General features: G+C 46.7%; 20 protein-coding genes. 12 read left to right on the top strand and 8 right to left on the bottom strand.

Annotation, left to right across the window (positions count from 1 at the left end):
* Nucleotides 1–5: 5 nt before the first annotated feature.
* The gene (locus tag H6F56_RS16320) at nt 6–1295 is read right to left on the bottom strand and encodes an ABC transporter substrate-binding protein (protein WP_190670071.1); all 1290 of its coding nucleotides are present in this window, start codon (nt 1293–1295) and stop codon (nt 6–8) included.
* A 624-nt stretch (nt 1296–1919) separates the two neighbouring features.
* On the opposite strand from H6F56_RS16320, the gene H6F56_RS16315 reads away from it, so the two are divergent.
* The 4 genes from H6F56_RS16315 (at nt 1920) to H6F56_RS16300 (ending at nt 5905) form a co-directional block, all read left to right on the top strand.
* Entirely contained in the window at nt 1920–3080 is a 1161-nt protein-coding gene (locus H6F56_RS16315) for a PAS domain-containing protein (RefSeq protein WP_190670069.1), read from the top strand.
* A 319-nt stretch (nt 3081–3399) separates the two neighbouring features.
* Nucleotides 3400–4098 carry a Crp/Fnr family transcriptional regulator gene (locus tag H6F56_RS16310; protein ID WP_190670066.1) on the top strand — a complete coding sequence of 233 codons (699 nt, stop codon included), beginning with the start codon at nt 3400–3402 and terminating at the stop codon, nt 4096–4098.
* A gap of 2 nt (nt 4099–4100) precedes the next feature.
* A complete protein-coding gene (locus H6F56_RS16305; RefSeq protein WP_190670065.1) occupies nt 4101–4514 on the top strand; it encodes a hypothetical protein in 414 nt (137 codons plus the stop codon).
* 464 nt (nt 4515–4978) lie between these two features.
* Nucleotides 4979–5905, top strand: a complete 927-nt coding sequence (locus H6F56_RS16300) for a CheR family methyltransferase (protein WP_190670063.1) — start codon at nt 4979–4981, stop codon at nt 5903–5905.
* A 25-nt stretch (nt 5906–5930) separates the two neighbouring features.
* Here the strand turns inward: H6F56_RS16300 and tadA are convergent, their stop codons facing one another.
* The 3 genes from tadA to csaB all read right to left on the bottom strand — a co-directional run bounded on the left by tadA (nt 5931) and on the right by csaB (nt 8435).
* Nucleotides 5931–6419, bottom strand: a complete 489-nt coding sequence (gene tadA, locus H6F56_RS16295) for a tRNA adenosine(34) deaminase TadA (protein ID WP_190670061.1) — start codon at nt 6417–6419, stop codon at nt 5931–5933.
* 60 nt (nt 6420–6479) lie between these two features.
* Nucleotides 6480–6797 (bottom strand): glutaredoxin 3, encoded by a 318-nt coding sequence (grxC, locus tag H6F56_RS16290; RefSeq protein WP_190670060.1) that lies wholly within the window; start codon nt 6795–6797, stop codon nt 6480–6482.
* 585 nt (nt 6798–7382) lie between these two features.
* A complete protein-coding gene (gene csaB, locus H6F56_RS16285) occupies nt 7383–8435 on the bottom strand; it encodes a polysaccharide pyruvyl transferase CsaB (RefSeq protein ID WP_190670058.1) in 1053 nt (350 codons plus the stop codon).
* 128 nt (nt 8436–8563) lie between these two features.
* Here csaB and H6F56_RS16280 point away from each other — a divergent pair, with 128 nt between their 5' ends.
* The 4 genes from H6F56_RS16280 to H6F56_RS16265 all read left to right on the top strand — a co-directional run bounded on the left by H6F56_RS16280 (nt 8564) and on the right by H6F56_RS16265 (nt 12461).
* A complete protein-coding gene (locus tag H6F56_RS16280; protein WP_190670295.1) occupies nt 8564–8932 on the top strand; it encodes a DUF2499 domain-containing protein in 369 nt (122 codons plus the stop codon).
* Nucleotides 8929–9225, top strand: coding sequence for a DUF3593 domain-containing protein (locus H6F56_RS16275; protein WP_190670056.1), 297 nt, complete (start codon nt 8929–8931; stop codon nt 9223–9225). The genes H6F56_RS16280 and H6F56_RS16275 overlap by 4 nt, the downstream gene beginning before the upstream one ends.
* A gap of 117 nt (nt 9226–9342) precedes the next feature.
* Complete coding sequence (locus H6F56_RS16270) at nt 9343–10272, top strand: WD40 repeat domain-containing protein (protein ID WP_242032044.1); 930 nt, start codon at nt 9343–9345, stop codon at nt 10270–10272.
* Nucleotides 10273–10505: 233 nt separating this feature from the next.
* Nucleotides 10506–12461 (top strand): serine/threonine-protein kinase, encoded by a 1956-nt coding sequence (locus tag H6F56_RS16265; RefSeq protein WP_190670054.1) that lies wholly within the window; start codon nt 10506–10508, stop codon nt 12459–12461.
* 103 nt (nt 12462–12564) lie between these two features.
* Here the strand turns inward: H6F56_RS16265 and H6F56_RS16260 are convergent, their stop codons facing one another.
* Nucleotides 12565–13104, bottom strand: coding sequence for an MgtC/SapB family protein (locus tag H6F56_RS16260; protein ID WP_199312956.1), 540 nt, complete (start codon nt 13102–13104; stop codon nt 12565–12567).
* Between the two features lie 295 nt (nt 13105–13399).
* Here H6F56_RS16260 and H6F56_RS16255 point away from each other — a divergent pair, with 295 nt between their 5' ends.
* Together H6F56_RS16255 and H6F56_RS16250 are read left to right on the top strand one after the other, a co-directional pair.
* On the top strand, nt 13400–14605 hold the full coding sequence (locus H6F56_RS16255) for a serine/threonine-protein kinase (RefSeq protein WP_309236552.1): 1206 nt from the start codon (nt 13400–13402) through the stop codon (nt 14603–14605).
* A gap of 363 nt (nt 14606–14968) precedes the next feature.
* Nucleotides 14969–16819: a serine/threonine-protein kinase gene (locus tag H6F56_RS16250; protein WP_190670051.1), complete on the top strand. Its 1851-nt coding sequence runs from the start codon at nt 14969–14971 to the stop codon at nt 16817–16819.
* A 24-nt stretch (nt 16820–16843) separates the two neighbouring features.
* Here the strand turns inward: H6F56_RS16250 and H6F56_RS16245 are convergent, their stop codons facing one another.
* On the bottom strand, nt 16844–17353 hold the full coding sequence (locus H6F56_RS16245; RefSeq protein WP_190670049.1) for a DUF29 family protein: 510 nt from the start codon (nt 17351–17353) through the stop codon (nt 16844–16846).
* A 119-nt stretch (nt 17354–17472) separates the two neighbouring features.
* Between H6F56_RS16245 and dusB the strand changes: the two genes are divergently transcribed.
* Complete coding sequence (dusB, locus tag H6F56_RS16240) at nt 17473–18528, top strand: tRNA dihydrouridine synthase DusB (RefSeq protein ID WP_190670047.1); 1056 nt, start codon at nt 17473–17475, stop codon at nt 18526–18528.
* Nucleotides 18529–18560: 32 nt separating this feature from the next.
* On the opposite strand, the gene H6F56_RS16235 is transcribed toward dusB, so the two are convergent.
* Entirely contained in the window at nt 18561–23720 is a 5160-nt protein-coding gene (locus H6F56_RS16235; protein WP_190670045.1) for a PAS domain S-box protein, read from the bottom strand.
* 534 nt (nt 23721–24254) lie between these two features.
* A complete protein-coding gene (gene apcB / locus H6F56_RS16230) occupies nt 24255–24764 on the bottom strand; it encodes an allophycocyanin subunit beta (protein WP_190670043.1) in 510 nt (169 codons plus the stop codon).
* Between the two features lie 505 nt (nt 24765–25269).
* Between apcB and glnA the strand changes: the two genes are divergently transcribed.
* Entirely contained in the window at nt 25270–26691 is a 1422-nt protein-coding gene (gene glnA / locus H6F56_RS16225; protein WP_190670041.1) for a type I glutamate--ammonia ligase, read from the top strand.
* Nucleotides 26692–26781: the final 90 nt, after the last annotated feature.

Here is a 26781-nt window from a genome sequence, read left to right as displayed (position 1 = left end):
AATCTTCAATCCAAAATCAAATTTAAGCGCTTTTGAGAATCTTCTAAAGCTTCTTTAGGTGCGCCACCTAATAAAGTTGCTTCAATTGCCCTTCCCAAGCTATCAGATAAGCGAGAATAACCGGGAATGATAGGCCGTGAACGCGTCCATTCCATTTGCTCTAAAAAGACTTTGAGCGTCGGTTGTTTTGCAATAAAATCTTGGTAAGTTTGGCTTTTTCGTGCTTTTAAGTTAATCGGTAAATAGCCGGTTCCTAAAGCCCATTGCGTTTGAAATTCTTCCGTTAAAACATACTCTAGAAATTCCCAAGCTGCTTGTTCTCGTGCCGGCAGTGTTTTCATCACAAATAAATTTTCCCCACCCATGACGGCTGCCGGTTTTTCTAGCACCGGCACCGGCATCACATCAAAATCAATCCCTGCCTGGGGCAAATAACCCAATGTCCAAGGGCCGGTTAATTGCATTGCCACCCTGCCGGCAATGAAATCATCTTGCTCATAACCCCGTTCTGGGGCGGAAAGCACAGCCGATCCTTCTTTTACCATATCCGACCACAATTGTAAGGCGGAGATCGCCCCATTATTCACTAAATTTGGTTTGTCAGCTTGTACCAATTCTCCGCCGGCACTATACATAAAAGGCAACCAGGTGAAAACTGTCCATTCACCTTTGCCTAAAGATAAAATTATTCCATGCTGATCGAGCCGGCCATCTCCATTTTTATCTTGGGTTAGTTTGCGTGCGGCTTGTCGAAATTCTTCCCAAGTTCGGGGTAATTGAGTAATACCGGCTGCTTTAAATAAACTTGGCCGGTAAAATACTCCAATATTATTCGTTCCCATTGGAATCGACCACGTATGACCGTCCAAGTTCATGCTTTCAAACATTACTGGATCAATGCCAGACTTTAGCGGCGATTGATTCAACCAATCTTCCACAGGTCGAATTGCTCCCAATTCTACCAACTGGCCAGTGAGCATGGGTGAAAACCACAGAATATCCGGCGGCGCATTACCGACAACAGCCGTGAGAATTTTCGCTAATTGTTGATCGGCTTGCCCAACATAAAGCGATTCAACTTGAATGTTGGGATGAGTTTGATTAAAATTATCTACCAACTTTTGAAATACATCTCGGTTGGGTGGCGGGTTAATGCCATGCCACATCGTCAGATGAATGACTTGCTTTCCCTCCTCGCTGACAGACGCGTTCGGAAAGGTTTGACAACCGCTGATCATCAGCAAATTGAGACTGAGGAAAATTACACAAAACCAACGCCGCCACTGAGCAATCATCGCTAAGCTAGATAAAATTTTATTCTCAAGCTTATTGTGCCAGAAAGATGCCGGTTATGCGTAAAATGAGCATCACCTAACCTCCAAGCACTTAAAACTCAACGACCCAAGGAACGTGATTCAGGGGCTTATTCTAAAGTTGAAAAAGTGCTTTCTATTTAAAAATTAACCCTATTTCCCGTGACGTAAATCTTTAGATAGAATTGGGCTGCAAAGATTGCCACGAGAATCAGCATTCAGCTCGAATTGACTGGTTTAATCCTTTGCTGAGTTAGATTTCCTTAATTCATCCCCAGTAAAGTACGGTTTCGTACTGACTCCGAAGGCCGGCAAATACTATACTGAATCTTAGTTTAGCAGTCAGCCTGAATTTAGCAATGTTTTTGTATTGAAAGATATTCCTGATAAAGATAATGACTGACAGATGAGCCAGGTTAAAACTTTTGAGAACGCGCAACAACTCATAATCTCCAGCCATTAGTTTACCGGCCTACCCAGAGCAAAACGAGCGCATCCATGTTTTGTCGTTGGGAGCTGCCGGCATCAAGCAAAATTCTCCGATATGAATAAGTTAATCGAAACCGTCGCTCAGCCAAGCCCGTACCTTCTAGGGGTGTCTACAACATGAATACAAAAGTCTTTACACAACAGGTTAAAGTCATCTCTGATCGCTTAGCAAACCTGTATCAAGGACTCAATACTTCTGCAGCAGTACCGGAGGCACTGCTGCCCTCTGCGCTGAAAGAACTCGGTATTGTCTCTGAACGGCTTCAGTTGGCCGCAAAAATGCTGTACCACCAGAATGAGCAGTTATTATTAGCTGACCAGACTGCAAAAGCCGAACGCCGGCGATATCAAGAATTGCTGGAGTTTATCCCCGATCCTTGCCTGCTAACCGATGCAACAGGAATTATTCAGGAAACCAATCGGGCAGCTGCCGAATTGCTCAACCTTCCGCAAAACCTAGTGATCGGTCAGTCTCTGACGGCATTTATCGCGCCCCAAACGCGCAAACAATTTCAAACTCAGTTGCAGCAGTTTCAGCAAAGCCCCTGGAAACAGCAGTGCCAGCTAGATTTGCAGCCACGTCACGATATTGCTTTTAGAGTCAGCGCTGTCGTTGAAGGTAGCCGGCCCGCAATTGACGAACCCCTGACCCTGCGCTGGTTGCTATGCCGGCACAAGGATGAGAGCCTAGCCAAAACCCCAGAACAATCTGACAGTAATGCCGAGCTGAACTATCCTGTGCGGGTTTATTACAAAGGAGAAGCCATTCCCCTTAACCCTCAGATCATTTGGCAAGTGCGTTCAGGACTGGTGAAATTAACCACATTTTCCGATAACGGTCAAGAAGTTTTGGTTGGCTTAGCGGGTGCTGAGGCTCCTTTTGGCCCTAGCTTGACTGCCTTGCCACTTTATGCGGCAACTGCCCTCAGTGATACTGAGCTATGCAGCATTCCCGTCGCTGATTTCGAGTCTTCTGCTACTCTCAGACACCGCCTTTTGCCACAAATTAGTCGCCGGCTTAGACAAACGGAATTGCTGCTAACAGTTTACGGACAAATACGCGTGGCAGATCGCCTTTACAGCTTATTACAGCTGTTAAAACAGGAAGTTGGGGAACCTGTGGCGGATGGCACTCGGCTAAGCGTTCGTCTCACCCATGAAGAGTTAGCCACTGCCTGCTGCACAACCAGAGTCACCGTCACCCGGTTAGTCAGCATACTCCAGCAGCAAAAGAAGCTGAGGATAGACTCTCAACATCACTTAATTTTGAAAGGATAAATTTGAAAGGATAAAACCGCGAATAAATGGGAGCATCTGATTTTTACAAATCTTCTATTTGCCCTTTTTACAATCGTGAAAAGCCGGCAAATGAATCTCCCATCGTGGTTTGCAAACTGCCGCACCACAGCATTTCTAAAGGCACCCTTTGATAGATAGCTTATTCATTGGGAAGCTGGGATAATGACTCAATCTGCCCCTTCCACAATGTGGGGATTTCACCGGCAGGAAAAAGGCTGTATTTGTCTGCGAGATTTTGCTTCTTTTTTAGATAAGCTCTAAAAGGTAGGTTTTGATCTAGCAGTTTAAAAATATCCTTATGAAAGTCCACAATCGGCTGCTTACTGCCTTGCCTCGTGAAGTATCCGAGAAACTCGCTCCCCATTTAAAGCTTGTCTCCCTAGAGCGGGGCAAGATCCTCCACCTTCCGGGCGAAACGATCCACGATGTCTATTTTCCCCTGGATTGCCTGATTTCCATCACCATCACCATGAAAGACGGTTCTACCGCTGAGACGGGTGTCATTGGCAATCGAGAAATGCTGGGTGTCAACGCCTTTATGGGGGGCAGCGAAACCACGCAGACGGAATATATCGTGCAAATTGCTGGCACGGGGCTGAAGACAGATGCGTCGGTGCTGCTGGATCTGTTTGATCACAATAAGGAAGTGCGGGATTTATTGCTGCGTTTTACCCAAGCGCTAATCGCGCAGATATCGCAAACAACCGCCTGCAACCGGCTTCACGTTTTGGAACAACGCTTTGGACGTTGGCTGCTGGAGTCTCAAACCCGGATGGAATCGGACGAGCTGTTGCTGACACAGGAGTTCCTTGGCCATATGCTGGGCGTGCGCCGTGCCGGTGTCACCCAAGCCGCGCAAAAGTTCCAAGAAAAGAGTCTCATCCACTACAGCCGGGGGCGCGTCCACATTATCGACCAACAGGGACTAGAAGCAGCAGCCTGTGAGTGTTTTAAGACTGTCGGGGATGAATATAATCGCTTGCTAGGAGCAAAGTAGGAATGTCTAACCTCATGAAAGAGGAACGAAATGCACCGCCAACTATCCTGCTGCTTGAGCCAGATGACGAGACACGGCCACTGCTAAAGCATAATCTCACTAGCAAAGGTTACCGTACGATTGTGGTGCTAGATGCAGAAGACGCGATCGACCGTATCCGTGGCAGAAGCGAATATCCTGACCTACTTTTGATCAATCAGATGGATCTGTCGATTGAGGAGAGCGTAAATTTAGGTCTGTATATCTGCCAAAGCACGGGTCTTCCTAAAGATACGCCGATTGTGATTATCGCTGAGCACTACGGTGCTGATCTCGAAGGCAAAGATATTCAGCTTGGCGAACGTGAGTATGTGACTTACCTGGAAGATGGACAGCAGTTAATGAATCTCCTGTACCGGCTCTGTGGCACTCGGTAACTTTTCACGATTCAATGTGCCGATTTCAATGAGTGGCACACGCTGATAAACTCATATATTTTTAAGTACGTTTTCGTACAGAATTTTGAGGCGGGTTATAATTATTCTTTAAGGAAGATCAGCAATCAGGTTTAACAGTGTTGTTCGCTGCCGGTGCGATTCCTCAACTCATACAATTTTTCAATCATTAGTTCCTATATCGAGGTTAAGGGGGTCTTACCCCTTGGTTAAAGTCTAATTCCCAGATTTTCCGTCAAATATTTGGAGGAAAAGGTGAGAGGATTGTGATGATTGTAGCAATTTTTTAAAGTTTTTCAATCACAGAATCGTCAAAAATATAGGATTTATAGCAATGCTTTGTCAGCAAAAGTTACATAACTATTTGAAAAATTATATTTTTCTCTGAGAAAAATATAATTTTTCAACGATATTGAGTCAATATTTATTAAATAAGTTCAAAAACGATGATTTCAAACACTCCAACGTTAAATCTACCAGAAAATAGCAATGAACTGCCCTTTGAAGACGGAGAAGCTTTTGAAACTTTTTTGAACTACTTTTGGGAAGAATACGGATTTAACTTCACGTATTATAAACGAGCGAACTTGATGCGCCGAGTCGGGCAGCGAATGAAATCACTTGCCCTATCAAGCTATAAAGATTATATCAAATACCTAAAAGCGCATTCAGAAGAATCAACAGCTTTGTTGAAGTTTATCCCCATTAATCATACTTGTTTTTTCAGAGATGCTGAGACTTGGGATCACATCACGACCGACGTTATTCCGCACATTATTGCCAATCAAAAATCTGATGAGTTGATTAAAGTCTGGAGTGCTGGGTGTGCATCTGGAGAAGAAACTTATACTCTAGCAATTCTACTCATTGAAGCCTTGGGAGTCGAGCAATTTAACCGGCAAGTTCGGATTTATGGAACGGATATCGATCCAGAAGCTCTTTACCTTGCTCGTCAGGGCAAATACTCTCAAAATCAAATGGTGGGTGTTCCCCCGGTTTTCCAAGAACGATACTTTGAAGAAATTAATCAAAGTTATATCTTTCGCAAGGAGTTTCGGCATCCAATCGTCTTTGCCCAGAGCAGCTTGCTTGAGAACGCTCCTATTTCTCAAGTAGATTTATTGGTGTGCCGCAATACTTTGATGTATTTTAACGTGAGTGGGCAAAATCGAGTTTTATATCGCTTTCATTTTGGGTTAAAAAATAAGGGAATTTTGGTCTTAGGCAATAAAGAAAGACCAAACACTGGCATTGATAATGTTTTCTTCTCTGGAGTCAGCCAGCAAAACCGAATTTATAAGAAGGTTTCAACAACTTATTCAGCTCGCCAATTAATTGAAGCATTTCAACAGAGGAGACCCGGAGAATTGTAAAATTATTTATACCGCTCAGTTTCCTTCACTCTTTCGCTTGCTGCCGGCGATGGGCAAACCAAGATTGCAACTGCTGCCGGCAAGCAGATTCTAAAATGCCGGCAAGCACGGGCAAGCGATGATTAGAAGTGGCACTGTCGGGAATATTCGCCACGGTTCGGATGGCGCCGGTTTTTGCGTCGTCGGCACCATAAACGAGAAGATTTAACCTTGCATGAACAATCGCACCGGCACACATCGGGCAGGGTTCAAGAGTGACGTAAAGTGTGCAATCATTCAGGTGCCAAGTTTGCAAAAATTGGCCGGCTGCCCGTAAGGCAAGAATTTCAGCATGAGCAGTGGGATCTTTATCTCGCTCTTTACGGTTTTGCGCTTCTGCAATTAATTTGCCGGCATTGTCAACAATTAACGCCCCCACCGGCACTTCGCCAGCATCTCCGGCAGCTTGTGCAAGTTCTAAGGCACGACTCATCCAGTGCCGGTGAATCTGATAGGTTGGCTCATCAATTAGCATCTCAGACTTGAATTTTGGGGCTGCCCAAACAATGCCGGTGAAGGCGGGTAACTTTTATTTCTAAACAGCCGGTTGCTGACTCAGCAGGGGTTCTAACTGTCCCTGGCTATCCAACTGATAAAGATCATCACAGCCACCAATGTGCTGGTTGTTGATGAAAATTTGCGGCACGCTGCGCCGTCCATCCGCGCGTTCAGCCATTTTAACTCGCGCTGCCCCATCTCCATCAATTTTGTATTCGGTGTAATTAACGCCTTTCCACCAAAGTAATAGTTTTGCGCGAATGCAAAAGGGGCAGGTTTGCCAAGTGTAGATTTCTACATTGGCTTTTATGCGTTCTGGATGCCGGTTAAGGATAGGGTTAAGAAAATCTAGCATTTTTCAAAGGGTAGATTGTAAGTGAACTATCTATAGCCTAGATCATTGCTCGTCAGGCAAGGAAATGTATTTTAAAAGTATAGGGGTTCTCAATTGGATGAAAGATTGGAAAAGCCAGAAAGGCATTGGGGGGGTTCCCCCCAAACCCCCGATTGGGTGACGGTTGCGTCCCCCAAACCCCCTCCAAAAGGGTTGATCTGCTGGGTATCAATATTTTGAGCTGAGTCTCTTATAAGTGAGAACTGCTATATAGGGGTTCTCAATTGGATGAAAGACTGGAAAAGCCAGAAAGGCATTGGGGGGAATCCCCCAAACCCCCGATTGGTGGACGGTTGCGTCCCCCAAACCCCCTCCAAAAGGGTTGATCTGCTGGGCGTCAATACCATGAAGTTGATTCTAAATTAGGATTTGAAACCCTTGCTTGAATACAATTGAGAATTGCTATAAATATCCTTTTATTGATAGAAGAACGGCTGAGAATCTGTCTCTAGAAAAAGTTTAATTTGGAGTTGTCCCGCTTATAGAGGGGAAATTCTAAGTGCCGGCACGATTCTAAAAAATTGATTAACTTCCCCCATTTGTGGTTTAAAAATACTGAAACGCATCTTTCAAAACTTCTTGGTGAATTAACGCGCGATCAACCAAAGATTGAATCTGCCCTGGTGAAAGGGGATCGCCATTGGCATATTCTTCTATCCAACGCTTGCTAATGATTGTGGCGTCTTCAGGCATTTGGGATAATTCCCATCCCGGCATTTCCAGTTCTGCCATTAGCTGAGTTACTTTGGGGTCATAACTAAGGGCAAAACACCGGCACTCTTCGGCAGCCGCCATGATTAAACTGTGAAGGCGCATTCCGATTGCCATTTCTACTCCCCGAAACACGCCTTTTAATTGTTTGGGGTCTTCTAGTCTGAGAATATGAGAAGGGCCGGCTAATTGCGGCTGAATCAATTCAGCGATTGCCAAATCTTGAGAAGCCTGAAATGGAATCAGGAGAATACAAGTTTGGGTTGCTTTCTGGAAGTCTATCAGGGCGCGAGTGAGAATTTGCAATCGTGCGGGGGTGAGTTGGGGATGCGATCGCAGCGTTATAGCGACTCTAGGGGCCGGTAAATCCCACAAACCGGGCACGGGCATCGAATCTAGCGCCCAGACGGGATCGGGTGCCATAGAGCAAGGAATATCCCAGTCTAAGAGCAGGCCGGCAGAGGCGCGATCTCGCACGCTGACGACTGTGCAGCCGGCAAAGGCTCGTTTTGCCATTTGGCGAGTTAAGGGACGCTTCAAGGGGCCAACGCCCTGCGCCCAAGCAATGGTTTTCAAACCCAAGCGCTGCGCTAATCCCATCAAGCCGGCATAATAAACTGGACTGAGGGCGCTGGTAACATCTTGAATTAAACTGCCTCCGCCCCAGATAAATACATCAGACTGGCGCAGTGCTGCAAATACCAATCGGGCATTCATCCGATCCACGGCTGCCACCCCATAGCGTTCACGGGTTTCAGCTGGGTTGCCAGAAAGAACAACCGGCGTCACGTCAGCCGGTAACATTTGCAACAGCGAAGCCAGCAACGCTTCGTCACCGCCGTTGCCTTTGCCATAATATCCGCTACATACTGCTTGAATCTGCCCCATTTCACTTCCTAGCTGTGTTCGCCCCTCCAATTCAGTTTAGGGCAGCAGTTGACAGCAAACTTCAAAAGACAACGCTTCAACAATTAATCGGGGTAGCATAAACAAAATCTTCTGTGTCCGTTATTTTTATGCACGCGCTTTCGATTCCCACTTGGATTATTCACGTTTCCAGTGTCATTGAGTGGATTGCAGCCATTTGGCTAATTTGGACGTATGGCGAAGTTACTGGCAACCGGGCTTGGTGGGCGCTGTCTTTAGCGATGCTGCCGGCATTAATTAGCGCCATGTGCGCCTGTACTTGGCACTTTTTTGACAACCCAGCATCCTTAGAATGGCTTGTCACCCTGCAAGCTGCCATGACAGTGGTGAATAACTGCACCCTTTGCATCGCCGGCTGGTTAATTTGGCGTACAAGAGACTCTGCCGGCAATCAACAGCAACTTGAAGGCGAAAAGGGTTCTCGCCCTTCTACCACACCAAAGGATTTCGAGGCATGATTTCTAAAGAAACTCTGTTTGCTGTGTCCTTGTTTCCTTACCTGGGATTCTTGTGGTTTGTCACCCGTTCAGGGCAGATGCCCCGGCTGGCGCTGATCGGGTTTTACATGACTTTGGTTTTTGTTGCCGTTACCATTCCCGCCGGCATTTACGCCAAAGTTGCCTATAACGAGTCTTTAGCAAATATAGATTGGTTACATGGCGCTGCGGAAGTGTTCTTAACTCTGTCAAATATCTTGGTTGTGCTAGGCTTTCGGCAAGCTGTACTTGACAGCCGGCAGTCATTAAAATAGAAAGCTTAAGCTCGCGCTCGACCAGACAGATTTAGGGTGGCTGCCGGTCAAATCTAAACACTTCCATGCTGCCTCGCCAAACTAAACAACGCTATTCATTGGGTAACAACATTTCCGATGATCGATTTGCAGCAAGATAACCAGAGTATGTGTACCCACACCCTTACAGGTCATTCTGATGGGGTTAAGGCCATCCTGATCTGCCCGGATGGACAAACGCTGATCAGTGGGGGAGAAGATGGCACGATCAAGCTGTGGCAGCTACAAACCGGCCAGCTAATTCGCACCCTCACCGGGCACACCTACGGCGTAAAATCACTGGCGATTTGCCCCGATGGACAAACTTTGGTCAGTGGGGGGGGTGATGGCACGATCAAGTTGTGGAAACTGCCGGGTGCTGAATTAATTCGCACCCTAATCGCGGGTTACTCTCGCTTAGATTCTGGTTGGATGCCGGTGGCTATCAGTCCCGACGGTCAAATTGTGGCCAGTCACAGCAGCAGCTACAGCCAGACGATCAAGTTGTGGCAGCTAGACACCGGCGATTTGATCGGCACTTTAACCGGCCATGCCGGCTCTGTAAAGTCCTTTGCCTTCAGCCCAGATGGCCAAACCCTCGCCAGTGATGGGGCGGATAACACGATCCGACTCTGGCATCTGAATACTGAAGAACAGATTAATACACTTGCCGGTCACACCGGCGGGATTTATTCTATCGCGATTAGTCCTGATGGCCAGACTTTGGTGAGTGGCGGTGTCGATCAAGTTCTGAAGATTTGGAATTTGCACACCGGCAAACTGGTACGCACGCTTTCGGGACACTCCTACTCAGTCAATTCCGTTGTGATTAGCCCAAATGGGCAACTGCTTGCTAGTGGCGGTTATGACGGAATTATTAAAGTCCGGCAGCTGGCAACCGGCAAACGGCTGCGGATTTTTTCAGGTCATTCGGGTTCTGTAAATTCTGTGGCAGTCAGTCCAGATGCTCAAATTCTGGTTAGTGGGAGTGCTGATAAGACGATCAAGATTTGGCAGATCGCACCCTAAAGTGTCGGTCAGGAATGAAAAATAAGGTCAAACAACCAGGTTTTTTAGTCATTAAAACTATTTTTTTGAGTTTGACAACGATTAGAAATTGGATTTTTAACATGAGTTGACCGGCTCTCTCATCGCAGGTTCACCGGCAAGAACAGACAATTTAAAATGCCGGCTTGTCAGAGTTAGGCAGAGGAAAGTCTGGGGAAGCTTTACCATAGGGTTAGGTTGCTCTGCTTCCCAGTATGACTTTTTGCCTTAATCCCTCGTGTTCACATCCAAAAAACCCTGAGTCTGTCTCGCATTGCCAAAAGTGCGGGTCAGCTTTGTTGCTCAGAAATCGTTACCGTGCCCTCACTCCCATCGGGCAAGGGGGATTTGGCATAACCTATCTTGCCGTAGACGAAGACCGGCTGGGAACTCGGTGCGTGATCAAACAATTCGTGCCGAAAATCGAAGGAAGTGGTTCCCGCCAGCAAGCTTCCTTAGAAAAGGCAATCCAGCTATTTAACCAAGAAGCACTGCGACTGTGCGAACTCGGAGAACACCGGCAGATTCCGACGCTGCTGGCTTTCTTTGAACAAGACAAACGCCTGTATCTCGTGCAGGAGTTTATCGACGGACAAAATTTGTGGCAGGAATTGGTCGAAGAAGGCGCTTTCAGCGAACAGCAAGTGCGGCAGGTACTCGCCCAAATGCTGCCGGTGCTCAAGTTTATTCACGGCCATCGCGTTATTCATCGAGACATCACCCCAGCCAACATTCTACGCCGGCAGCGTGATGGCCAATTAATGCTGATTGATTTTGGAGTGGCCAAGCTGCTGAGCCACTCCTCGATGGGGCAAACCGGCACAAAAATTGGCACCCACGGCTACGCACCCCTGGAACAAATGCGGAGTGGCAAAGCCTATCCAGCAAGCGATCTCTACAGTTTGGGCGTCACCTGCCTGCACCTGCTAACCAATGTGAAACCAGAGCATCTTTATGATCCGCTCACCGGCTGGACTTGGCGGGAGCATTTATTCAACCAGGGGAAAGCAATTAGTGACCAATTAGGGCAAATCTTGGACAGAATGGTTCAAGAGATGGTTCGCGAACGCTATCAATCTGCGGATGAAGTGATCAATGAACTCAATGAGCTGCCGGCAAGCTCCCTACCATCCCCGACTATAGCCCCTCCCCCATCCGCAAAACCTGCGACGGCTTCTGTTGCTGGAAACAAATCAGACGAAAGTGCCATTCAGGCCACGGTTAATGCGCCGGCAGCAGTATCTAAGCCCAGAAGTCGCGGCTGGCGATGCGTGCAAACGCTGCAAGGTCACTCCTCATGGGTAACCTCTATCGCCATTGGCCCGAACAGCCATATCCTTGCCAGTGGCAGTTTAGATGACACGATCAAGATTTGGAATTTGCACACCGGCGAACTATTGCGGACTCTGTTTGGGCATTTAAATGCCGTGAACTCGGTCGCGATCAGTCCCGATGGCCAGGTTGTTGCCAGTTGCAGTGATGATGGCAATATTAAGCTGTGGGCAATATCCACCGGCCATTTGTTAAGTACGCTGGTTGGACATTTAAGAGATATCAATTCGGTTGCCATCAGTTCAGACGGTCAAATTTTAGCCAGTGGCAGTGAAGACAGAACGGTTAAGCTTTGGCAGTTAGCCGAGGCAGCAGAACAACCCCAATCCTTCCCTGCACGCAACCTCTCAGGTCGTTCTGGCATGATCAAATCTGTTGCGATTAGCGCGGATGGACACTTCGTTGCTAGTGGGGGTTTGGATAACAATATCCATATTTGGAACTTGGCAAATGGAGAAGTATTTAACACACTTTCGAGCCATTTCAACTCGGTAAATTCGGTCGCTATCAGTCCGGATGGGAAAATTCTTGCCAGCGGCAGTAAGGATCAGACGATTAAGTTGTGGTCAATGGCTGCCGGCGCAACAACACCCCTACGCACCCTCTCCGGTCATGCCGGCATGGTGAATTCTGTCATCTTCAGCCCCCAAGGTAGCACCCTAATCACCGGCAGCAGCGATAAAACAATCAAGCTATGGCACGTTGCCACCGGCAAACTGCTAGGCACTCTTTCCGGGCATTTAGGCGCGGTTAATGCGGTGGCCATTAGCTCTGATGGCAAAACAATTGTCAGCGGCAGTTGGGATAAAACCATTAAAATCTGGCGGTGGTTCCCTTGAAGAGAGGCTAGATCAAGAGAGTAGGGCGCTTGGTGAAGAGTTGAGAGAAAAGGCAAGTTTTAAGAGTTGTCTGCTTCTGGCATACAACTCTAGGGAAAAAAAGTTATTGCTGCGTTGGATCTTGGGTAGATACAGCGTCCTTTTTTCGCTTTTTTGTTCCGTTGTAATCATAAAGACGAATCAGGTTAGACTTCTTGAGTTTTTTCACTCCACTGAGAACGGCTAACGCCATCAGTGTTCCAATCAAACTCATTCGCCATAAACCACAGCCGGCTGCTGCTCCCAAGCCGGCAGCCAGCCAAATCGTTGCTGCGGAAGTTAACCCCTTGACTTCTGCCTTGCCAAGCCTGGAATGAGGTTGTTGCAGAATCATTCCCGCACCTAAAAACCCAACTCCTGTGGCAACACCTTGAAGCGTTCGGCTTAGAGCGTTCGTTGAGTCAAACGTACTTTGACTATTAACTTGTAAGGGAATCATCACAAACATGGCAGCGCCTAAGCTCACTATCATAAAAGTTCTCAAGCCTGCCGGTCTACCGGGCTGCTCCCGGTTAAAACCGATTGCGCTGCCAACCAGTAGTGCCACACTCAGTCTGAGGATGATACTCTGCCAATCGCTAGGACTAAAAAATATTGAACTCATTGCCCACACTCCTAGAAGAACTAGAACAGCAATTCCTCAGCCAGTCAATCTACTGATTAGAAACTCAAGGCTGGCTAAGTGGCTGGTGATTGACACTGTCGGAGTGGTTTCTCTCGCCAGCTAAGTACGGTAACTCGCATAATTTAGTGTAGATTAACATTTGGTTAAGATTAAAGCTAGGTTAAGTTTAACAATAAGATTCAATCGGCAGTAGGTATTTGTTGTGCCTGCTTGCTTTGTCAATACTCGCGAGTCTGCGAAAGAATCTTATATCGCTTCTTAGTGCTCCCTGCTCTTGCGCTTTGTTGCGGGTGGGCAAGACAGCGACGCAACAGGTCAGAATAGAGACAAGTCTCGCAAGCGAACAGCCGGTATGAGTTATTGCCTCACTCCCAACTGCCCAAACCCTCAGAATCCTGAAGGGACAAAGTTTTGCCTCAGTTGCGGTTCTAAGTTGCTGCTTAAGGAACGCTACCGCGCCATTCGACCGATTGGAGAAGGGGGGTTCGGCAGAACTTTTTTAGCAGTCGATGAAGACCGGCTCAACGCACGCTGCGTAATTAAACAGTTTTTGCCACAATTTCAAGGCACGACAGCAATTCAAAAAGCTACGGAACTTTTTAGCCGTGAAGCGGTGCGATTGGATGAATTAGGCGAGCATCCGCAAATTCCGGCACTGCTAGCATATTTTGAACAAGATAAACGGTTGTATCTAATCCAAGAATTTATCGATGGGCCGAATTTGTTGCAGGTATTACAGCAGCAAGGTGCTTTTAGCGAACAACAAATTCGGGGATTGTTGCTTGATTTACTGCCGGTTGTGCAATTTATTCACGAGCATCAAGTGATTCATCGTGATCTCAAGCCAGATAATATTTTACGGCGCAACAAAGATGGCAAGTTGGTGTTAGTTGATTTTGGCGTGGCAACGCAAGGCACCGGCACCGCACTCGCGCAAACCGGCGGCACGAGAGCCGGTACTCAAGGTTATGCGCCAATGGAACAACTCCGGGGTGGGCAAGCGTTTCCGGCGAGCGATCTTTACAGTTTAGGTGTGACTTGCATTCAATTGCTGGCAGCACGAATGCCAGATGAATTGTATAACCCTGTGGATGGAAATTGGATCTGGCGAGAAATCCTTGCGAAAAAGGGGGCATCTGTTAGTGATCATTTGGGGAAAATTTTAGACAAAATCTTACAAGAAAGACCCAGTGATCGCTATCAGTCGGCGGCGGAAGTATTGCAAGATTTAAATGCTTCCTCACCCGTAACGCCGGCAAAGGTTTCTCCCAAATCTTTATCAACAACTGCTCAGCCGGCGAAATCCGATATGATTGCTCTGGAATTAGAATCACTCAAGTCTCAGATGAGTCAAGCTCAACCGCCGGCTAATCCGCCGGCTGCCGGCAATCAATCTCCTCCATCTAAAAAAGCTGCCGGTTTTGACCCTGTAGAGGCTGATTTAGAGTCGCTAAAAACCGAGTTTGGTCAACAAAGTTAATTCCTAACGGGTGCATCTAGGATTTGCCAAAATATTGGAGTGCGAGCATCTTGCTGCCACAAATGACGACAAGCGGGCAAAATGCCGGCACGAGAAGTTTACAAAAATGGGATGATCCTATTCATAACCGTGTTTCTAAAGTCCATAGTTTTTAACCTAAAATTTGGTAAATTTACGCTAAAAACGACAGACTTTATCAATCTCTTGAAAAATCTGATCATTTCACCGGCGCAACTTCATCTGCTGATATCTGACAACAGACTGCCGGAAAAATTTGCGGTTTTTCTAAAAACTAAGTTTTGCAAAAGATATAATATAAATCATACCAAAATTTTTATCTAATATCTAAAACCTGTATTTTTTATGAGTTACTGTCTTAACCCAGACTGCCAGAATCCCCAGAATCTTGAAGGGATGATGTTTTGCAAAAATTGCGGGACAAAACTGCTGCTAAAAGATCGCTACTCTGCGATTGAAGTGTTGGGGGAAGGGGGATTTGGCAGAACATTTATCGCCGAAGATTCAGATCGGCTCAATGCTCGATGCGTGATTAAACAATTTTTGCCATTATCACAAGTTCAGCAAAACTCTGGCTTATTGCAGAAAGCAACTGAAATGTTTACCCAAGAAGCGAGACAGTTGTTGCAACTTGGAGATCATCCGCAGATTCCGGCTTTATTTGCTGACTTTGAACAAGAAGGCCGGCTGTATTTAATCCAAGAATTTATTGATGGGCAAAACTTATTACAAGAGTTAGAGCGAAAAGGCGCATTTAGTGGGGAAGAAATTGAAGAACTTTTGCTAGATTTACTGCCGGTGCTGCAATACATCCACGACCGGCAAGTGATTCACCGAGATATTAAACCCGAAAATATTCTGCGCCGTAAAAGTGATGGGAAATTAGTGCTGATTGATTTTGGCGTTGCCAAGCAATTAAGCGCTAGCGTTTTAGTAAAAACCGGCACAAAAATCGGCACAGAAGGCTACGCACCCATTGAACAACTGCGAGGCGGCAAAGCCTATCCCGCCAGCGATATTTACAGTTTAGGTGTCACCTGCATTCACCTGCTCACCGGCACAGCCCCCGATGAGCTTTATGATCCGATGAAAGGCAATTGGTTGTGGCGATCACACCTCATGGAAGAGGGACTTGCCGTCCGTGACCGATTAGGAAAAGTGATCGATAAACTACTGCAAGATTGGGTTAGCGATCGCTATCAATCTGCCGGTGAAGCGATCGCTGACCTCTATTGGTCGCTGACTTCATCCTCAAACTCGAATTCTCCCACCAAAATTCAACACCCAAACACCGGCATTCCCCAGAGTTGGCGCTGTGTTCATACCCTTGCCGGTCATACTAACTATGTCATTGGCGTTGCGATCAGCCCAGATGGCAGAACCCTGGCAAGTTGCAGCTATGATAAAACGATTAAAGTCTGGCATTTGGGCAATGGTCAACTATTAGGCACCTTAAATGCTCATGCCGCCTGGGTAAGTTCCCTCGCGATTAGTCCCGATGGCAAAACCCTGGTTAGTGGCAGTTTAGATAACACCATCAAACTGTGGGAACTTGGCAGCGGCAACCTGAGAACCACCCTCACAGGTCATTCCGGCTATATCATTTCCCTCGCCATCAGTCCCGACGGCAAGACACTCGCGAGTGGCTGTTTTGACAACACGATCAGGCTGTGGCATCTGGAAACGGGCAACCTAATGGGCACCCTCACGGGACACACCGGCTATGTGGAATCTCTCGCCATCAGTCCCGATGGGAAGCGGCTTGCCAGTGGCGGTGGCTTTGATGACAACACAATCAATCTGTGGGATTTAAGCAGTGGCAACTTGATAGATACCTTGAAGGGTCATGGTGCCTCGGTTCGTTCCGTCGCCTTCACTCCAGATGGTCAGCGACTTGCCAGTGGCAGTGAAGATAAAACGATTAAACTTTGGGATTTAACCACCAAAACAGTAGACTATACAATTGCGAATAAATCTGGCTGGGTGCAAGTGGTAGCGGTTAGACCAGATGGGAAATTACTTGCCACCGGCAGCCGGGATAGCACGATTCATCTGTGGCATCTTGATAGCGGGCAATTGCAATATACCTTGAAGTGGCATTCCGGGCCGGTTACGTCTCTCGCTTTCAGCCCTGATGGGACACGTCTGGCGAGTGGCAGTTGGGACAATATGATTAAAATTTGGCAAGCTGAATAGAAATTGCCGTGCTATTTGCGAATGCTATTCTTGCCAATCTTCTCCACCGGGTAACTGAATTAAATACTCATCCAAAATATCTGGTAAATCATAGGCTGAATGCACATAAGTAAGATCCAGCAATTGCTTTGCTGTTAAAATAATTTGCGGCTTATCCAGCATCTCTGAAAGTTGAGAAGGTCTTAAGCGTCCTCCTAGCACTTCTACGCTAGCGGGACGGATGGCAGCGGCTAGTGAGTCTTGAAGAATTTGCTCCCATTCATCACTTTTGATATAGTGTGAACTTTTATTGTCTTGCAGATTCAAGTCTTGAATTTGTACAATTGAATCAGATATAGAAGCAACCCAGGAATTTGTCAATCGTCGCTCAACTTGGTTTTTAATTAAGTGAACGAACAGCCTGATTAAAAAAGATTTGATATTTCGCAGGGTCGCTTTTTTACTCATCCAATCTAACTCATCCACAATAGCCAAAGCGTCTGCATAGCGACCTTCAAGGATACTACTTCTCAAATCTATAAGTTCTTGAGTCATAAAACTTTCCTGCACAGCCGGCATTTCTGCCCTGAGTTTAGCGCATGACACTGCTTGCAAGATTAAGTCTAGATAAAACAAGATAAAATAAAGAAATTAGATTGGCTCTGTCATTAACGATGCCTGCTCTCTCCCCAGAATTAAAACAAAGATTATCAGCGCCCCTCAAAATCGGTAACTTTGAGGTCAAAAGTCGCGTCCTGCAATCGCCGCTATCCGGCGTTACAGATATGGTATTCCGTCGCTTGGTGCGCCGGCACGCACCCGACTCGATGATGTACACCGAAATGGTGAACGCCACCGGCTTGCATTATGTGCGGGAATTGCCGAAAATTATGGAAGTTGACCCCAACGAACGTCCAATCAGCATCCAATTATTTGACTGCCGGCCTGATTTTTTGGCACAAGCAGCCGTGATGGCTGTTGAAGAAGGCGCGGATACGGTTGATATCAACATGGGGTGTCCGGTTAACAAAATTACCAAAAATGGTGGCGGTTCTTCCTTACTGCGCGATCCAGAAACCGCAGAAGCAATTGTTCGTGCCGTGGTGGAAGCTGTCGCAGTGCCGGTGACGGTTAAAACCCGTATTGGTTGGACAGACAACGAAATTAATATTCTGGAATTTGCTAAGCGCATGGAAGATGCCGGCGCACAGATGATTACCATTCACGGTCGCACTCGCGCTCAAGGGTATAATGGTGCTGCGAAGTGGGAATGGATTCGGCAGGTGAAAGAAATTCTCTCAATTCCTGTGATTGGAAATGGGGATATTTTTTCAGTTGATTCAGCAGTTCGATGCTTAGAAGAAACCGGCGCGGATGGGGTAATGTGTTCGCGGGGAACGATGGGTTATCCCTTTTTGGTGGGAGAAATTGATCACTTCCTGAAAACCGGCATAGAAAAGATTGCACCCACTGCTATTGAACGGTTGGAATGTGCCAAAGAACACCTGCAAGCCCTTTATTTATATAAAGGCGAACGCGGGGTGCGGCAAGCGCGTAAACACATGACTTGGTATGCAAAAGGTTTCCCGAATGCCGGGGAGTTGCGAGATAAGTTAGCGCGGATGGAAACAGTAACCGAAGGGTGTGATTTAATTGATCGGGCAATTGATTGTTTGAATGCCGGTGGTGAATTTGCCAGTGAACCTCTGACATTGGCAAATATCGGATAAACTTAACGGTTAGAAAAAAGCTCCAGTTGCTCTTAGAGAGGTTGCTTGACTGGAATCTCGATTATAAACTCAGATCCCGCTCCGGGGGCTGAAACACACCGCAAATTTCCTCGATGTTTTTCGACCGCAATTTGATAGCTAATCGACAAACCTAAACCCGTTCCGCTGCCGATTGGTTTGGTGGTAAAGAAGGGATCGAATAGCTTGGATCGCACTTGTTCGCTCATGCCTGGGCCATTATCAGAAATCGCGATCCGCACAAATGCTAGCTCGTTCGCAGATAAACGATCAATGAACTCTGTGTGAATTGTAATTTGGCTAGAGTTCGCTTTAATGTTTTCGGGTGGGTGGTGTTTATTGTATTCCTCAAGCGCATCAATGGCATTTGTCAGAATATTCATAAACACCTGATTGAGCGAGCCGGCATAACATTCAACTAAAGGTAAGCTGCCATATTCTTTGACAATTTCGATGGGGTTGCGCTCTGACTTCGCTTTCAAACGATTGGCGAGAATTAGCAGCGTACTTTCAATGCCATCATGAATATCAACCTCCTTCATTTCCGATTCATCTAATCGGGAAAAAGTACGGAGAGAAAGGACAATTTCGCGAATGCGTTCTGCTCCTATTCTCATTGAAGATAAAAGCTTAGGTAAATCTTCTTGCAAGAAATCTAGCTCAATGGCTTCGATTTCTTCCTGAATTGCCGGCGTAGGATTTTGATAAGTTTCCTGGTAAAGGTGCAGCAGGTTTAGTAAATCTTGGGTGTAATCATTTGCATGGGTGAGATTGCCGTAAATAAAGTTAACGGGGTTGTTAATTTCGTGAGCAACTCCAGCAACCAACTGCCCTAAAGAAGACATTTTCTCGCTTTGAATTAACTGAGTTTGCGTGCGTTGGAGTTGGTGCAAAGTTTGCTCCAGTTCGTGGGCTTTGGCGCGGCTTTGTTCGTAGAGTTGGGCTTGATCCATTGCGATAGCCAGTTGATCGCCAACCGCTTGCAACAGTTCAATTTCCTCTTCACGCCACAGCCGTGGTTGAGTATGATTGCAGACAATCACCCCAATGTCTTCGCACGATTGCGTTTGAATAGGCAGTGAGAACGACGAATTAATTCCTAAGAAGAAATAAGTTGCTTGCACTTGCGGATCGTCAATTGTTCTGATGTCGTCTACCCACATAGTTTTCCGCTGCACAATATGGGACAAGATTAGGTTCATTGACTCAAGCGGATAAGAACCCAAAAGTGATGGCAAAGCGGGATTTCTTGCTTCGTGTACTGTTTCCCAAACACCGGGAAACGACTGGATGCGAACCCAGCTAAAGGTACACCAGTCTACCTGCAAAAGATTACGAATCTCTTGTACGGTTGTTTCCAAAATCGTACCTAAATCAAGAGAATTGCGAATTTGACCGGCAAGCCGGTTTATCAGTTTTTCTCGCATTGCTTGCTGCCTCAGCGCTTGTTCAGAGCGCACCAAAGCCTCTTCTACCTGCTTGCGATCACTGATATCTCGTGACATTCCAATGATACCCAGCACATTTCCTTCCAAGTCGCGCCAAGGACTTTTGGCGGAAAGATAAGTTATGATTTGGTCATTTATTTGGACTGGCTCTTCCACAATCTCAGTCACACCCCTATTCATAATTCTGAGATCATTTTCTCTGAGCTGAAGCGCTGCTGTAGCCGGCATTATGTCAGCATCTGTCTTGCCGACAACTTCCTCAACTGATTTTCCCAAGACGTTGGTAGCAGGTGTATTCAACATCGCATAACGCCCCTCACGATCCTTGACAAAGACTAAATCAGGTGTGCTTTCCATGACAGAATGCAAGAGATTATAGCTTTGTTGAATCTCTGCTTCTGCTCGTTTGCGATCAGTGATTTCAATGACAACAATTCCTAAGCCTAAAGCTGTGCCATCTGGGCTAGGAAGCGGAAAATAAGAGTTGATCCAGTGCCGGATAACGCCTGGGTGCTTTTGGGTTTCTCCAGCAATTTCAATGTTAATGACTGGTTCGCCAGTGGCTAAAATTCTGCGATAAATTGGCTCTAAAGTGGGGGCCAGTTCAGGGATAATTTCCCATATATTGCGACCTAGACACTCTGCCACCGGCATTCCAATGAAATCTGCTAGGGTTTCGTTAATTTGAACATAACGCAGTTGGTCATCAAAGATACAGAGACCTGCAGGTGCAGTGGTGAAAAAGGCATCAAAACGAGCTTGTCGCAAGGCTAATTCTTTTTCTAAAGCTTTGCGAGTGCTGATGTCTTCTATCACCCCGATCATATACTTTGGTTCGCCGACAGCGTCGCGCACCATTGACACCGTTAAATTCACCCAAACTGGAGAACCATCTTTACGGATGTAGCGCTTTTCCAGCAAGTGCGTCTGCTTCTCACCCGACAGCACGCTTTGCATCGCCTTGATATCTGCTTCAAAATCGTCTGGGTGGGTAATCTCTAGATACTTGAGTGCCAGAATTTCCTGGTGGCTGTAACCTAAAATTTGGCAAAACTTCGGGTTCACTCTTAAAAAGCTGCCATCTAAACCGGCATCAGCAATGCCAACGGCTGCATTATCGAAAGTGACACGGAATCGTTCTTCCGACTCGCGCAAAGTTGCTTCTGTCAGTAGCCGATCATGTACCTGTTGTTGGAGTTGCTCATTTGCTGTGGAAAGTTCGGCAGTGCGTTCCGCCACCAACCCTTCTAGCTTTTCCTGATACTCGCGCAACGCTTCTTCAGCCCGTTTGCGCTCTGTAATTTCCACAACCACGCCGCCGACTCCCAAAACTGTGCCATCGGCCCCGGGAAGTGGAAAGTAAGAGACCATCCAATGCCGTTCTACACCAGGTTGTTTGGGTGTTTCACCGTTAAGCTCCATGTTAAGAATCGGTTGGCCGGTGGTCATCACCGTCTCAAAGGTAGCCTGCAAGAATGCGCCTATATCGGGCAGGGCTTCCGACACAGTTTTACCGATAGAGTCTGCCATCGACACCCCATTCATCTCGGCTAGGGCTGCGTTGATGTTAGCGTACCGCAACTGCTCATCGAAGATAACCATGCCGGCGGTGGCGGCGCTGAAGAAGGCGTCAAAACGAGCTTGCCTCCTCTCTAATTCTTTTTCGAGCGCTTTGCGTTCGCTGATATCGCGGGTGACAGTGGCGATGCCATAAACTTCGTCGGTTTGTGGATCTTTGAGGGCGAAAACATTCCAAATGACGGGAATCGCTGCGCCGGTTTTAAAGTGTCTGAATTGAACTTCGCCTTCCCATCGCCCTTGTTCCATGACAGTGGGCAGAATCTGCTCTAAAACATAGGCTCGGTCTTCAGGGAAGAAACACTCTATAATTTTGGTGTTCTTGACTTGTTCAAGGCTCTCAAAACCAATCAACTTTTGACCGGCTTCGTTCAAGTAAGTCGCTTCACCAGAAAGGTTTGAGATACCGACAAAGTCATAACTGCCTTCTATTAAAGCAATAAATTTTTGCTCTTCTTTCTCAGCTTGCTTGCGCTCACTAATATCTTGATGGGTTCCGAGCATCCTCAGCGGTTTGCCGACTTCATCTCGTTCTACTATCTTGCCGGTGCTGAAGATCCACTGCCATTCCCCCGACTTTCTCCGCATTCTAAATTCGGCTTGGTAGGCAGACGTGCGTCCTTCTAAATGTAGGTTCAGCGCCTCCTGCACTTTTGGCAGATCGTCCGAATTTACTAGATTTACCCAACTATTAACGTGTGCTTCAAGCTCTCCCACCTCATAGCCGACCATTTGTTGAAATTGAGGGCTAAAATAAGCTTCGCCGGTGGTTATATTCCAATCCCATACACCGTTATCTGCTGCCTCTAGCGCCAGCTTCAAGCGTGTTTCGCTCAGGCGCAGCGCTTCTTCAGCTTGCTTGCGAGAGGAGATGTCCCTAGCAATGCCAACTAAACCGATTACGTTTCCTTCTCGATCTCGCCAGACGCTTTTTGTCGTCAAATATGTCCGCAGAATGCCATTTATCGGCATAACTTCCTCGATGGTTTCTGCTTCACCGCTCGTCATAATTCTGCGGTCTTTTTCTTTGATTTTAGCGGCAACTTCTGGGGGAAATAAGGCAGTATCATCCTTATCCAGAATTTCCTCTTTTGCTTTCCCAAACAGCTTGGTAAACGCCGAATTAATGATTACATGGCATCCACAAGTATCCTTGACAAAAATAACATCAGGAGTTCCTTCGATGACTGTTTGTAAAAGGCTGTAATTTTCCCCAATTTCTTGTTTAGTTTGCGTTGAAGTGCGGGTGTCTTCGATGCTTGACCAGATAAATTGTTCTCCCTCGATTTCAACGAGCGTCCCCTGGAGCCGCACCGGCACTAAATGCCCATCTTTGTGAATGTACTCTTTCTCATAAGGGCCGTAGCGTCCGGTTTTTTCTAAGTTTTCTAGTTGGATTTGTTCTAGTGCAGCGTATTTTTCATGGGTTATTTGCCAATAGCTGAGATTGAGCGTTTCTGGGACGGTGTAACCAATAATGCTAGCGAAAGCTGGATTAACTTCAACTAGAGTGCCATCAGGCCGGCATAAGGCCAAGCCGGCGGGACATCTGTCAAATAGATAACGATTAAATTGAAAGCTGTCTTGTAAAGTTTTTGATACCGGCTCTGAATCAGAGTCACCCTGAACAATTTCTTTAGATAAATGCTGCTTTTCGTCTGTGATGTCAAAACAAGTGCCGATATAGCGGAGTAAATCGCCTGCCGGTGAAAATTGAGGAACGCCGGTTTCTAAAATCCACCGATATTCCCCGCCGGCATCTTTGCGGCGATATTCGATCTGGAAGTGCCGGCACTCTTCAAAGGCGCTTTGGTAAATATTTTTATATTTTTGAATATCGTCTGGATGGATAACCTCAAACCCATCACTTCCCAGTTGTTTTTCGGGAGTACCCCCTTTTAATTCCAGCCCTACCGAACTGAACAACTGTCGGTTCATCAGGGGTGAAATTCCCCCCTCATCTCCCTTTTTAGGGAAGTTTAACCCTACTCCAACCCCTACCTTCCCTTCTCTTTTAGCAATCTCATCCGCCCAAAGTGTCACAGGGAATGGGGGGGTTAGGAAGGAAACTTCTTCTAACTTCCCAAACAGCTTTGTGGTGGGGCGATTGCGTGAGGGATTTTTGCCGTTTTGTTTTCGGGGAGTCACAGACAAAAAACCTTTTTCTAGAACTATAAGTCTTTATTCTAGAGGAACTCCTTATTTAAGTTTTTCCGTAAAATTGCGGATATTTTTTGCCGGCTATCCCTTAACCCGAAATTTTTAAGAATGATACTAATAAAATTTTATTGAACACGACTCGACCTGATCCACTCTGGCGTCAAAACGCAGGCTTTCAGAAGCTCTCAATTCCACATCCTGCAAAGATCAAGACAGAATCACTACATAGATTCGTGTATCTTTGTAAACTTTCAGTTAATCCTTAAAAACAGAAAAAGTCTGCATCGGCAAACTTTCTTCAAAGTGTAAATAAAAAATACAAAAAGCCCGCCGGTGCGGACTTTATTTGATCGCGCTGCAATGATCAACGCACTTAAATCTCAGTTATCCTAATTTGCTTTTAACTTGCTTTTAATTGTGATTGGATTAGCACTTAGTAGAGAGTCGCTAAAAAATAACGGCTAACCATTAAGTGCTAACCATCACATCTAAATAAGTTGCAATCGCACTCACAAATTGTTATTAGATATCCCGCTCACTCAACTCACGGGTCATGTGTTCAAACGGCTGATCTAACCAAGCACCGGGTGCAATTCCCGCTGCTGCGACTTGCTCCTTAACAAGCTCCTTGAGAATTTCAATGCCTACAACCGTCGGCCCAATGGGTACACCTAAAGAATTATAGGTTTCCCGCAGACCTTGGAGTACCCGCTCATCGAGCACATCCGTATTACCAGCAACCAACGCATAAGAGGCATAGCGCAGGTAATAATCCATATCCCGCAGACACGCTGCGTAGCGACGGGTTGTGTAGGCATTTCCACCCGGACGGAGCAGTTCCGGCAATTCAACAAACAGACGAGATCCAGCTTGCTTAACCAGCGCTGCTGCATTCCCATTAATCACTGCTGCTGCCTGAACCCGTGCGGTGCCGGTTTCAAAATAGGATTTTAGCTTTTCAATCCCATCCCGGTCGAAGTAACGACCCGTAACATCGTAGTTTTTAATCAGGCTTGTGACTGCGTCCCGCATTCAATTTCTCTCCCAACAATCTCAACACAGAATTTGCAACTTGTGACCGGCCTCCACACACCTAGTACCATCTTGCACATTTGAAACCTGATAGCGAGAGCGTTTATCAACTGCTCTAGCTTGATAAGGAGTCGGGCAAGTTGACACCAATTGTCCCGCCAGTCCGCGTAGGCGTCATACAAATAGCCGATTGTAGTCTACTACAAAGCGTTACCCACAAACATATTTGCCAGCTTTTGTTCTTTATTTGTCATTGTTTTAGAGCGCTTTGTTGTAACGCTTCTTTACAATATCTTGCTCATCTTTAACCCCAGCAACTAACCATACTCAGCACTCTTTACTATTGGCGCTAAGTCCAGAGTGTGGTTAAATCCATCAAGCACTCTGCGCGACGAAAAGGAATATTGTATCCTACGATACAAAATACTGCCAATCCTTATCTCTAGGATGATTCAGATTCAACAGAGTGGCAAAACTTTACATATCCAGGAACAAGGAGCCGTTCATGCCCCAGACCCCTCAAGAAGTCTTGAATCTGATCCAAGAGCAAGACATCAAGATCATCGATCTAAAATTTATTGATACGCCAGGTATCTGGCAGCACTGCTCTTTCTACCGCGATTTGATTGACGAGAGTGCCTTCGACGAAGGTGTTCCCTTCGACGGTTCCAGCATTCGGGGTTGGAAAGCTATCAACGAATCAGACATGGCAATGGTGCCTGATCCAACCACGGCTTGGATCGACCCATTCATGAAAGAGAAGACTCTAAGCATGATCTGTAGCATTAAAGAACCGCGCACGGGTGAGTGGTACAACCGCGATCCGCGCACGATTGCTCAGAAAGCCGTTGATTACTTGATTTCCACCGGCATCGGCGATACCGCGTTTATTGGCCCAGAAGCCGAGTTCTTCGTGTTTGAAGATGTCCGTTTCGACCAAACTGAGAACTCAGGGTTCTACTACGTCGATAGCATAGAAGGGCGCTGGAATTCTGGTAAAGAAGAAGCCGGCGGCAACCTCGGTTACAAACCTCGCTACAAAGAAGGTTACTTCCCAGTCGCGCCGACAGATACGCTGCAAGACATCCGTACCGAAATGCTGCTGACAATGGCAGAGTGTGGTGTTCCCATTGAAAAGCACCACCACGAAGTTGCCACCGGCGGACAAAACGAACTGGGTTTCCGCTTTGACACCTTGGTGAAAGCGGCTGACTATTTGATGACTTACAAATACGTCATCAAAAACGTTGCCAAGAAATATGGCAAAAGCGTCACTTTCATGCCTAAGCCGCTGTTTAACGACAACGGTTCCGGGATGCACACCCACCAGTCTATTTGGAAAGACGGCCAACCGCTGTTCTGGGGCGACGGTTATGCCAACTTGAGCCAAACTGCTTTGCATTATATCGGTGGCTTGCTGAAGCACGCACCGGCATTGCTGGCACTCACCAACCCCACCACCAACTCTTACAAACGCTTGGTGCCTGGGTTTGAAGCGCCGGTTAACTTGGCTTACTCTCAAGGCAACCGTTCTGCCTCGATCCGCATTCCCCTATCTGGGATGAACCCCAAAGCCAAGCGCTTAGAGTTCCGCTGTCCAGATGCCACCTGCAACCCCTACTTGGCGTTTGCGGCGATGCTGTGTGCCGGTATTGACGGCATCAAGAACCAGATCGACCCCGGTGACTCTCTGGATGTGGACATCTATGACCTCACTCCTGAAGAACTGGCCAAGGTTCCTTCAACGCCTGGATCTCTGTTGGACGCACTCAAAGCACTCGAAGCCGATCACGAATTCTTGACGAGCACCGGCGTGTTCACCGAAGACTTCATCAATACCTGGATCGAGTACAAACTCGACAACGAAGTCAACCCGATGCGCTTGCGCCCTCACCCTTACGAGTTTGCTCTCTACTACGATTGCTAAAACCGGCCTCTTCGTATAACGAGCGCAGCAGCCACCCTATGCGGTGGCTTTTTTTGTCTCAAAGCCGGTTCGATATTTATTCGTTACAAT

It is taken from the genome of Microcoleus sp. FACHB-672, assembly GCF_014695725.1.
In the GTDB taxonomy this organism is placed as follows: domain Bacteria; phylum Cyanobacteriota; class Cyanobacteriia; order Cyanobacteriales; family Oscillatoriaceae; genus FACHB-68.
This window is presented reverse-complemented; position numbering and strand designations above follow the sequence as displayed.